This window comes from Streptomyces sp. NPDC058880 (assembly GCF_042742535.1).
GTDB lineage: Bacteria > Actinomycetota > Actinomycetes > Streptomycetales > Streptomycetaceae > Streptomyces.
This window is the reverse complement of the sequence record NZ_JBHYMC010000111.1, coordinates 1-10300: the sequence shown is the minus strand read 5'-3', so window position 1 is coordinate 10300 and position 10300 is coordinate 1. Positions and strand designations below refer to the sequence as shown.

General features: G+C 74.8%; 11 protein-coding genes. 5 read left to right on the top strand and 6 right to left on the bottom strand.

Annotated elements, in window-relative coordinates:
* Window positions 1-40 precede the first annotated feature (40 nt).
* Genes ACFW2G_RS32420 through ACFW2G_RS32410 form a run of 3 tightly spaced genes read right to left on the bottom strand, consistent with a single transcriptional unit; the run spans window position 41 to window position 2690 of the window.
* Entirely contained in the window at window positions 41-1066 is a 1026-nt protein-coding gene (locus tag ACFW2G_RS32420) for an NAD(P)/FAD-dependent oxidoreductase (protein WP_384585520.1), read from the bottom strand.
* Entirely contained in the window at window positions 1063-1626 is a 564-nt protein-coding gene (locus tag ACFW2G_RS32415; RefSeq protein WP_384455632.1) for an isoprenylcysteine carboxyl methyltransferase family protein, read from the bottom strand. Before ACFW2G_RS32415 ends, ACFW2G_RS32420 begins: the two co-directional genes overlap by 4 nt.
* Before the next feature lie 5 nt (window positions 1627-1631).
* Window positions 1632-2690, bottom strand: coding sequence for a type III polyketide synthase (locus ACFW2G_RS32410; RefSeq protein WP_037917339.1), 1059 nt, complete (start codon window positions 2688-2690; stop codon window positions 1632-1634).
* 76 nt (window positions 2691-2766) lie between these two features.
* On the opposite strand from ACFW2G_RS32410, the gene ACFW2G_RS32405 reads away from it, so the two are divergent.
* A complete protein-coding gene (locus ACFW2G_RS32405; protein ID WP_384585517.1) occupies window positions 2767-3654 on the top strand; it encodes a UbiA family prenyltransferase in 888 nt (295 codons plus the stop codon).
* 86 nt (window positions 3655-3740) lie between these two features.
* On the opposite strand, the gene ACFW2G_RS32400 is transcribed toward ACFW2G_RS32405, so the two are convergent.
* Complete coding sequence (locus ACFW2G_RS32400; protein WP_037917341.1) at window positions 3741-4775, bottom strand: PHP domain-containing protein; 1035 nt, start codon at window positions 4773-4775, stop codon at window positions 3741-3743.
* 51 nt (window positions 4776-4826) lie between these two features.
* Entirely contained in the window at window positions 4827-5336 is a 510-nt protein-coding gene (locus ACFW2G_RS32395; RefSeq protein ID WP_384455638.1) for a MarR family winged helix-turn-helix transcriptional regulator, read from the bottom strand.
* A gap of 128 nt (window positions 5337-5464) precedes the next feature.
* On the opposite strand from ACFW2G_RS32395, the gene ACFW2G_RS32390 reads away from it, so the two are divergent.
* The gene (locus ACFW2G_RS32390; RefSeq protein ID WP_037917345.1) at window positions 5465-5875 is read left to right on the top strand and encodes an organic hydroperoxide resistance protein; all 411 of its coding nucleotides are present in this window, start codon (window positions 5465-5467) and stop codon (window positions 5873-5875) included.
* Between the two features lie 115 nt (window positions 5876-5990).
* Window positions 5991-7622: an FAD-dependent monooxygenase gene (locus tag ACFW2G_RS32385; protein ID WP_384585514.1), complete on the top strand. Its 1632-nt coding sequence runs from the start codon at window positions 5991-5993 to the stop codon at window positions 7620-7622.
* A 39-nt stretch (window positions 7623-7661) separates the two neighbouring features.
* Here the strand turns inward: ACFW2G_RS32385 and ACFW2G_RS32380 are convergent, their stop codons facing one another.
* Window positions 7662-8027, bottom strand: a complete 366-nt coding sequence (locus ACFW2G_RS32380) for a DUF6204 family protein (protein ID WP_037917349.1) — start codon at window positions 8025-8027, stop codon at window positions 7662-7664.
* Window positions 8028-8131: 104 nt separating this feature from the next.
* On the opposite strand from ACFW2G_RS32380, the gene ACFW2G_RS32375 reads away from it, so the two are divergent.
* Window positions 8132-9409 carry a VWA domain-containing protein gene (locus tag ACFW2G_RS32375; RefSeq protein WP_037917351.1) on the top strand — a complete coding sequence of 426 codons (1278 nt, stop codon included), beginning with the start codon at window positions 8132-8134 and terminating at the stop codon, window positions 9407-9409.
* Window positions 9409-10212 (top strand): hypothetical protein, encoded by an 804-nt coding sequence (locus ACFW2G_RS32370; RefSeq protein WP_384585510.1) that lies wholly within the window; start codon window positions 9409-9411, stop codon window positions 10210-10212. The genes ACFW2G_RS32375 and ACFW2G_RS32370 overlap by 1 nt, the downstream gene beginning before the upstream one ends.
* Window positions 10213-10300: the final 88 nt, after the last annotated feature.

Sequence of the window (10300 nt, the reverse complement as noted above, 5' to 3'; positions counted from 1 at the left end):
CCCGCGCACCGCGCGGGGTGCCGCTGCGTTCGCGCGCTCCTCAGGCGAGCAGGTTGACCGCCCCGGTGAACACCCTCGGCAGGCGGGCGGCCAGCGGGACGATGCGGGGCGCGAGGCGCGGCCGCCGCCGCGCCCAGAGCAGCGCCTCGGTGAGCGCGCGGTAGCTGCGCGACAGCTCCCGCCAGGCCTGCTCGTAGGCCTGGGGTCGTCCGGCCCGTACGCACCGCACGAGTTCGCCCGCGGCCGTCACGGCCAGGGTGAGCCCTTCGCCGGTCAGGGCGTCCACGTAGCCCGCTGCGTCCCCCACGAACAGCACCCGCCCCGCGACGCGGACACGTGCCCCCTGGCGCAGCGGACCGGCGCCGCGCACCGGTGTGTCGGCGTATCCGCTCAGTCGGTCCGCCAGGTGGGGGAAGTGAGCGAGTTGTTCGTCGAAGGGCGCCTGGTCTGCGGTGAGCACCGCGACGCCGATCCGGTCGGGCGCGAGCGGGGTGACGTAGGCCTCGGACCGCGCCGACCAGTGCACCTCGACCAGGTCGCTCCACGGCGCGACGGTGAAGTGGCGGCGCAGTCCGTAGCGGGCCGGACGGCGGGGGGCGGCCGGGGCCGACAGGCCGAGCCCGCGCCGGACGGGGGAGTGCAGGCCGTCCGCAGCGACGAGATAGCGGGCGGTCAATCCGGCCGCGGTGACGTGTTCAGCGCTCTGGTGCACCCGGTCGACGCGTCGCGGCAGGAACTGTACCCCCAGCTGCGCGGCCCGGCCGGCGAGCGCGGACTGGAGGTCCGTGCGGCGGGATCCGAGGCCCGGCCCGCACCGGAAGAGCCCCTCGGCGCGCAGGCCGCTGGTGCCGTCGACGTAGCGGATGCCTCGGAACGGCTGTCCGGAGACGGATACGCCCAGCGCACCGAGGCGGCGTACCGCCCCGGGCATCAGGCCTTCCCCGCAGGCCTTGTCGATCGGGGTGGGGCGCGGCTCCGCCACCACGACCTCCAGGCCGGCGAGGGCGCCGTGGATGGCGGTCGCCAGCCCGGCCGGACCGCCGCCGGCGACCAGCAGGTCGATCATGACGGCGCTCCCGCCGACGGGACGGAGGCGGGCGCCCGCAGCCGTCCGCCGTCCGTCAGGGCGGCGTCCTCGCAGCCGATCCGCACCCTCAGCAGGGCCAGGTTGAGCACGGTGAAGCCGAGCGCGGTCAGCCAGGCGGAGTGCACGAGCGGCAGCGCGGCGCCCTCCGCGACCACCGCCACGTAGTTCGGATGGCGCAGCACCCGGTACGGACCCCTCTCCACCAGCGGAAGTCCGGGGACGACGAGCACCCGGGTGTTCCAGCGCGGGCCGAGGGAGGCGATGCACCACCAGCGCAGGCCCTGGGCGGCGACGGCGACGGCGAGGGCCGACCAGCCGAGCAGGGGGACGAAAGGCCGCCCGGCCGACCAGGGTTCGACGACGCAGCCCACCAGCAGCGCGGTGTGCAGGGCGACCATGGCCGGGTAGTGGCCGCGGCCGTACTCCTGGCCGCCGCGCGCCAGGCTCCACGCGGTGTTGCGGCGGGCGGTGGCCAGCTCGGCGAGCCGTTCGGCGGCGACGAGACAGACGAGCAGCTGGTACAGGCTCAGGGAGTTCACGGGGTTCACCAGCGCAGGAGGACGAGTTCGGAGGCGAAGCCGGGGCCGATGCCGAGCATCAGCCCGACGGATCCGGGCGGCGGTCCGTCGCGGTGGACGCCTTCCAGGATGTGCAGGACCGAGGCGGACGAGAGGTTGCCCACGGCGGCCAGTGACCGCCGGCTCGCCGCGAAGGCCGCCTCCGGCAGGGCCAGTGCGTCCGAGAGGGCGTCGAGGATCTTCGGGCCGCCGGGATGGCAGATCCACGCGTCGACGTCCGCGGGCTTGAGGTCGTGCGCGGCGAGGAAGCTCTCCACCTCCTCGGCCACGTGCAGCCGCGCCAGATCGGGGAGCTCGCGGCCGAGGACCATGCGCATGCCCCAGTGGCCGATGTCCCAGCCCAGGGCGTGCTCGGTGCCCGGGTAGAGGCGGCTGCGGGTGGCGACGACCTCGGGGCCGGTGCCTGTCGCGTGCAGCGGATGGCCGCGGCCCACCGCCACCAGGGCGGCCGCACCGTCGCCGAAGAGGGCCCCGGCCACCAGGTTCGCCATCGAGGAGTCGGTGGCTTGGAGGGTGAGCGAACACAGCTCGGTGGACAGCAGCAGGGCCGCGTGACCCGGCCGGCCGGCGAGGAGCTCGTGCAGATGGCCCACTCCGGCTGCCCCGGCGGCACAGCCGAGGCCGAAGAGCGGCAGCCGCCGTACGTCGGGTCGCAGCCCGGCGGGTGCGGCCAGGCGGGCTTCCAGCGAGGGGGTGGCGAGCCCGGTCACGGTGGTCGACATGACCAGATCGATCTCGGGGGCCGTCAGACCGGCGTCGGCGAGGGTCAGTTCCAGCGCCCGTGATCCGATTTCCCGGGCCGTCTCCAGGAAGAGGGCGTTCGTCGTGCCGAAGTCGTTGGCGGGCCCGTAGCGCTCCAGCGGGAGGGCGAGATGACGGCTCTCCACGCGCACCGAGGCGTGGACCCGGCGCAGCAGGGCGGTGTCGGCGCCGGGCGGCTGGAACCGGACGAGCGCCTCCGTGATCTCGGCCTGGGAATGGCGGTGGGGCGGGAACACGCTGCGCACTGCCAGAACACGTGTCATTGAGTCACCATAGAAAAGAACTGACACTTCGTTACGAATGCGCTGATTCGGGCGCGGCGCCGCCTAGCGTGTCGCCGTGCCCGTGCGAACCGCGCAGAGTGCCCAGCGTCCCGAGCGCCCCGAGAATGCCGAGGGCCCCGGCGCGGTCGGCGCCGCCCGCGCCCTGGCCGCCCTGGCTGCGGCCTCCCACCCGCTGCCCGCGGCGGCCGTCACGCTCTTCACCGCTGTGCTGGCCGTCGCGGCGGGGCACGGGCCGGCGGGGGCCGTCCTCGCGGCGGGGGCCGTGGCTGCCGGCCAGCTGTCGGTCGGCTGGTGCAACGACCGGGCCGACCTGCGGCGCGACCTGGTCTCGGGCCGGAGGGACAAGCCCCTGGTCGCCGGTAGGGTGTCGGCCGCCGCCGTGGCACGGGCGGCGGTCGTCGCGCTCCTGCTCTGTGTGCCGCTGTCCCTGGCGGCCGGCGGGCTCGCCGGCGCGGTGCACCTGGTCGGCGTGGCGGCCGCCTGGGGATACAACCTCCGGCTGAAGGGCACGGCCGCCTCCTGGGCCCCGTACGCCCTGGCCTTCGGCCTGCTGCCGGCCTTCGTCACCCTGGGGCTGCCCGGTGGGCCCTGGCCGCCGCCGTGGCTGATGGCGGCGGCGGCCCTGCTCGGGGCGGGCGCCCACTTCGCCAACGTGCTGCCCGACATCGACGACGACCTGGCCACCGGGGTGCTCGGGCTGCCGCAGCGGCTGGGCGCCCGGCGCTCGGCCACGGTGGCCGGGCTGCTCGTCCTGGGCTCGACCGCGGCCCTGGTCGCCGGACCGCCGGGGCGGGTGACGGCGTACGGCTGGGCACTACTGGGCGCGACGGCGGCGGCACTGCTCCTGGCGTCCCGCAGGCCCGCGGGGAAGCTCCCGTTCCTGACGGTGATGGCGGTGGCCGCGGCCGACGTGGTCCTGTTGGTCGCCGAGCTCCGCCCCTGAGCACCCCGCCGGGCGGTGTTCGCCCGGCGGGGCCGGGCCGCCCCCGCGACGTCCGCCCCCGCGACGGCCTCACGGTCGGTCGCGCCTCAGGGGGCCCGGCGGGTGCGGGTCCAGGCCAGGAGGTGGCCGGCCGGCCAGGTGTTGATGACACGCTCCGTCGCAACACCGCACTCCACGGCCCGTTCGCAGCCGAGGACCTGCCAGTCCAGCTGGCCCGGGGCGTGCGCGTCGGTGTCGATGGCGAAGAAGGTCCCGGCCGCCACGGCCGTCCGCAGCAGCCGCCGCGGCGGATCAAGCCGCTCGGGCCTGCTGTTGATCTCCACGGCCGTGCCCGTTTCCGCACAGGCCGCGAACACCGCCTCGGCGTCGAACCGGGACTCCGGCCGGGTCCGGCCGGTGACCAGCCGCCCCGTGCAGTGCCCCAGGACGTCCATCAGCGGGTTGCGCACGGCGGCCAGCATCCGCCGGGTCATCGCGGGCGCGTCCATCCGCAGTTTCGAGTGCACCGAGCCGACCACGAGATCGAGCCGGTCCAGCAGTTCCGGCTCCTGGTCGAGGGCCCCGTCGTCCAGGATGTCGCACTCGATCCCGGTGAGCAGCCGGAAGGGCGCCCAGGTGGCGTTGAGCGCAGCCACGGCGTCCAGCTGCTCGCGCAGGCGGTCGGGGGAGAGGCCGCGTGCCACGGTCAGTCGCGGCGAGTGGTCGGTCAGCACGGCCCATGCGTGGCCCAGGTCGGCAGCCGCCCGGCCCATCGCCTCGATCGGGCTGCCGCCGTCCGACCAGTCCGAGTGCAGGTGGCAGTCCCCGCGCAGGGCCGCCCGCAGTGCGGCGGCGGCCGGTGACGGCGGGGGGCCCTCCGGAAGCGCCGCGGCCTGGTCCTCCAGGCCGCGCAGATAGGCCGGCACCCCGCCGGCGAGTGCCTCCCGTACCACTGCGGCCGTCTTGGGGCCGAGTCCCTTGACCGCCTCCAGGGAGCCGGCGGCGGCCCGCTCCGCCACCTCCTCGGGCCCCAGGCGCACGACCACCGCGGACGCGGTGCGGAATGCCCGCACCCGGTAGCCGGGCGCCTGCGCGCGTTCCAGCAGGAACGCGATCCGGTCCAGCGCCGCAGCCGGGTCCATCGGCCACCTCCTGCCGCACGGGGTGGCCCCAGTGTCCGTCGCGGACGGCGGCTACGCCTCCCGTGGACCCTGGGCCGCCTCCTGCGCCTCCGCCAGGGGCACGGCGGCGTCCAGCGCGGCGGTGAGCCGACCCAGGCGGTCCTGGAGATCGGCCACCTCGGCGAGCTCGAAACCGGTGGCCGCCGCGATCCGCCGGGGCACCTCCGCCGCGCGGGAGCGCAGCGCCGCACCTTCCTCGGTCAGGTGAGCGCGGACGGAGCGCTCGTCCTCGGTGCTGCGCTCGCGGCGTACCAGCCCGGCCGCTTCCAGCCGCTTGAGCAAGGGGGACAGGGTGCCCGAGTCCAGCCGCAGGTGCTGTCCGATCTCCTTGACCGGCAGCTGGCCGTGCTCCCAGAGCACCAGCATCACCAGGTATTGCGGGTAGGTGAGCCCCAGGTCCTTGAGGACCACGCGGTAGAGGCCTCCGAAGGCGCGGCTCGCGGCGTTCAGCGCGAAGCAGATCTGCCCGTCGAGGCGCAGAAAGTCCTGGTCGGAGCCGATGGAGGTGGGCTGCTCGGTCATGCCGGCCAGTCTACCCGGCAAGACCTGGAGAGGCATTGAATTGCGCACAACTTAATTGCGTGCTCTACTTATGGGGCGCGGCCGGCCTCGGCCGCCACCACGGTTCACCGCTTGCGAGAGGAACTCTCATGGACGCGCTCTACACCGCTGTCGCCACCGCCAACGGCCGCGAGGGCCGCGCCGTCAGCTCCGACGGCCAGATCGACCTCGCCCTGGCCATGCCCCCGGCGCTGGGCGGCAACGGACAGGGCACCAACCCCGAGCAGCTCTTCGCCGCCGGCTACGCCGCCTGCTTCGCCAGCGCGCTCGGCCTGGTCGGCCGCCAGGCCAAGGTCGACACCAGCGAGGCCTCGGTCACCGCGGAGGTCTCGATCCTCAAGGACGGCGCCGGCTTCGGCCTCGCCGCCACCCTGCGCGTCGAACTCCCGGACTCCCTCGCCGGTGAGACCGGCGCCCTGCTGGTCAAGCAGGCCCACGAGGTCTGCCCCTACTCCCGTGCCACCCGCGGCAACATCGAGGTCGACCTCGTCATCGAGTGACGCGGGCCGCCCGGCCGGGAACCTGCCGGGGACCGGCGGAGATGCCGGACGCCCGGCGTGCGGCCACCATGGAGTCGGACCGACTCCGACGGGGGCCGCACGCCGGGAGGCGCCAGTGGCGCACACCAACACGACGGACGTACTGGTCGTCGGCGCGGGTCCGGTGGGCCTGACCGCCGCCGCCGAGCTGCGCCGCAGGGGCGTCGCCTGCCGGATCGTCGACAGGCTCCCCGCCCGGCTGCCCTACGCGAAGGCCGTGGGCATCCAGCCGCGCACCCTGGAGATCTGGGACCGGATGGGGATGGTCCGCCCCGTGCTGGACGCGGCCGTCCCGCTGCGCGGCCAGCTCACGTACGTCAACGGCGTCGAGCAGCCCCGCATCGACCTCGTCCTGCCGCCCGAAGTGCCCTACCGCTTCGCGGCGCTGCCGCAGTACGAGACCGAGCGCATCCTCGAAGAGCACCTGGCCCGCTGGGGAACCGCCGTCGAACGCGGCACCGAACTGGTCTCGTTCCGCCAGGACGCGGACGGCGTCACCAGCCGGCTGCGCACCCGCTCGGGCGCCGAGGAAGAGCTGCGCACCCGCTACCTGGTGGGCTGCGACGGCGCCCACAGCGTCGTGCGCAAGGGACTCGGGCTGTCCTTCGAGGGCGGCGCCTTCCCCGAGGAGTACATGCTCGCCGACGTCGAGGCCGACGGGGACCTGCCGTACGGGTACTCCCTGCGCGCCATGCACCTGGACGCCGCCGGCGCCGTGGACGACGTACTCGTGTGCATCCCGCTGCCGGGCCGCGCCCGTTACCGGATGTCCATGAAGGTACCGCCCGAACTGTCCACGGCCGAACAGGCCGCCGACGGTGTCGCCCACGGCCTCCAGAACGGCCCGGCTCCGCAACTGGCCGACATCCAGACCGTCCTGGACCGGCTCTCGCCGACCCCCGCCACCGCCTCGCACATGCGCTGGTCCTCGGTCTTCCGGATCAGCCACCGGATCGTGGACCGGTACGGGCATGGCCGCGTCCTCATCGCCGGCGACGCCGCGCACATCCACCCGCCGACCGGCGCCCAGGGCATGAACACCGGAATCCAGGACGCCTGGAACCTGGCATGGAAGCTCGCCCTGGCCGTCGACGGCGCCGCCCACCCCGGCCTCCTGCCCAGCTACGACGCCGAACGCCGCCCCGTCGGCGAGGAGGTCGTGGGCCGCACGGTGCGCCATGCCTCCGCCCGAGGAGTCCAGCCCGACCCCGAGAACGCCCGCACCCTGATCCTGCGCGAGGCCCAACTGCTCGTCGGCTACCGCGGAAGCCCCGTCACCGACCCCCCGGGAGAGGGCCCCGGACCCCGTCCCGGCGACCGGGCCCCGGACTGCGGCGGCCTCACCTCGCCGATCGCGGCCGTCCCGCTGCGCCTCGCCGACCTGCTCCGCGGGCGCGAACACGTCCTCCTGCTCCACGGTACCGGCCTCGACGAACTCGCCCTGACGGCGCGGGAGTACTCCGGCGGCCGGGTCGAGACGTGCGTCGTCCTGCCGGCCGACACCCCGCCCGACGCCCCGGCGGGCCCGGGTGCCCTGCCCGCGTACCACGACACCGGCGGCGAGTTCGCCCGCATCTACGCCTCCCGGCCGCCGACCGCGCTCCTCGTGCGCCCGGACGGATACCTCGGCGCCCGGCTCTCCCCGCCGACCCCGGGGCGACTGGCCGCACATCTCGCGACCGTGTTCGCCCGGGACGTCCGTGGCTGACTCCTCGGAGGCCCGCCCGGACGGGCTCCTCGCCGGACGTCAGTCCCGCGCCCCGGCGCGCGCGGCCTCCCGGCGCCCCCGCTTGCCCAGCGGGGCCAGCGACAGGTCCTGCGCCTGTGACCGCAGCTGCTTGAAACCGTAGCCGCGCTCCGTCAGCCAGGCCTCTGCCGCCAGCTCCGCCCGGGCCGCCGCGTCGAGGATGTCCTCCTCCGCCTCCCCCGAGTCCAAGAAACGGAAGGTGAAGAAGGGGCGCGCCGCGAGGTCGTACGTCAGATGCCCCTCGGCCGTGAACTCCGCGCGGAGCATGTCGTGCTCGGACGCGGCGGCGAGCAGTTCGGCCCGCTGGTCGTCGGTCAGTCCGTCGAACGCGCCGCGGACGGTGATACGGAAAGTACGGGTACTCATCCGCGCAGCCTAGGACGGGGGCTCCGTACCCCGCATCCGGATATCGACCGGTCCGCCCCACCCCCGTTTTTGGATTGCCGGACGATCCTCAATACGATCCGGCGATGATCACAAGAAAACGGCTCGCGGCCAGGGCCTGCGCCCTGTTCGCCGCTCTGGCCGTCGGGCTCTTCCCGGCGAGCGCCACGGCCGCCGACGGACCGGCGGCGAAGGAACCCCCCAAGGTCGACCTCGTCCTGGACGTCAGTGGCTCCATGCGGACCAACGACATCGACGGCGGGTCCCGCATGGCCGCCGCGAAGCAGGCTTTCAACGAGGTCATCGACGCCGTCCCCGCGGAAGTCCAGCTCGGGATACGGACCCTGGGCGCCGACTACGCGGGTGACGACCGCACGCTCGGCTGCAAGGACACCAAGCAGCTCTACAAGGTGGGCCCCCTCGACCGGACCGAGGCCAAGACCGCCGTGGCGACCCTCGCCCCGACCGGCTGGACCCCGATCGGGCCGGCCCTGCTCGGCGCGGCCCAGGACCTGGAGGGAGGCAACGCCACCAAGCGGATCGTGCTCATCACCGACGGCGAGGACACCTGTGCCCCGCTCGACCCGTGCGAAGTGGCCCGCGACATCGCGGCCAAGGGCATCCACCTGGTCATCGACACCCTCGGCCTGGTTCCCGACGCCAAGACCCGGGCCCAGCTGACCTGCATCGCCGAAGCCACCGGCGGTACCTACACCTCCGTCCAGCACAAGGCGGACCTCTCCGGCCGGGTCCGCCAACTCGTTGACCGGGCCGCCGACCCGGTCGTCAACCCGGTGGCGACCGAGGGCGCGAAGCAGTGCGCGAGTGCCCCGCAGCTCAAGGCCGGTCTCTACAGCGACCGCGAGACCTTCGGCGAGCACCGCTGGTACCGGGTGGACGTGCTGCCCGGCCAGGAACTGCGCGCCTCGGTGAGCATCGGAGCCGACAGGGCGGTCAACAACGACTACGGCGTCCTGCTGCGCGCCACGACCGTCCACGGGCGGGAGATCGTCCGCGGCTCGGAGGCCGGCGACGGCCGCACCGACGTCCTCTCCACCGGCCTGCGCTACCCCAAGGCCGAGACCGACGACACCGGCTCGGACGCGAAGCCCGCGGCCGAAACCGTCTGCCTCCAGGTCAGCAACTCCTTCTCCGCTCCCGCCTCCGTGAAGACCACTCCCGGCATGCCCGTCGAGCTGACCATCGACCTGGTCGACGGCCCGCGTGACGCCTCCGACGCCGCGGCCTTCGGCCTCGGGCGCGGCTGGTGGACGCTGGCTGTGTTGGTGCTGGCCGGACTGTTGGCCGGACTGGTGTGGGGATGGATCTCCCGCTGGCGCATCTCCGTCTGGAGGACCAACTGATGCGTACCGTACGCAGACTGGCCGCGGGCCTGCTCGCGGCGGCCGCCGCCCTCGCGGTGGCGGGTACGGCCGCCGGTACGGCCACCGCCGACACCCCGTCGCCGAGTGCCACCCCCGGAAAGGACACCGCCGGGGCCGCCGCCCCGACCGAGGCGGGCACGAGCTTCCGCACCGCCACACCGCTGTGGCCCGGCCAGAAGGCCACGGCCGGCGCCTCCAGCGGCGACTACCTGTACTGGGTGCTTCCGGTCGATGCCCAGCAGCGCGTCACCGTGAAGGCCGACGTCACCCTGCCCGAGTCCGCCGCCCGGCACGGCACCTCGACCTGGCGGCTCGACGTGTACGACGGGCTCCGCCGCCGGCAGGCCTGCACGTACGGCATGCAGAGCAGGGCGGCGGCCAAGGAGGCGGCCTCGGTCGAGCTGTCCTGCACCCTGCGCACGGTACGCGCCGGAGCGGAGCCGTGGGCCAACGACCCGCTCCCGGGCAGCTACTACGTCCGCCTGACGGTCGTGGACCTGCCGGAGGAGGACCTGGGCCTGCCGGTGCGCGTGGCCGTCGAGGCCGACGCCCGGGAGCAGGGAGGCGCCTTCGCGGTGGACGGGGCCCTCGCCGAACCGCTGGTCGCCGGTACGGTGACCGGCTCCCTGCGCGACCCGGAGGACGGCTGGTCCGGCGGCTGGTGGTCCGACCGCTGGCTTTGGACGGCGGCCGGCGGAGTGCTCGGAGCCCTCGCGGGCATCTTCGGCTACTCCCTGACGCGCGGCCGGGGCCGCCCGTCCCGGGTGCCGCCCGGCGCCTGACCCCGGCTCACCGGCCGTGGTGCCCCCCCCCGGGGGGGCCCCGGCGGGGGGCCCCCCCACGCCGGGGGCGGCGACGACGGCGAGGCCG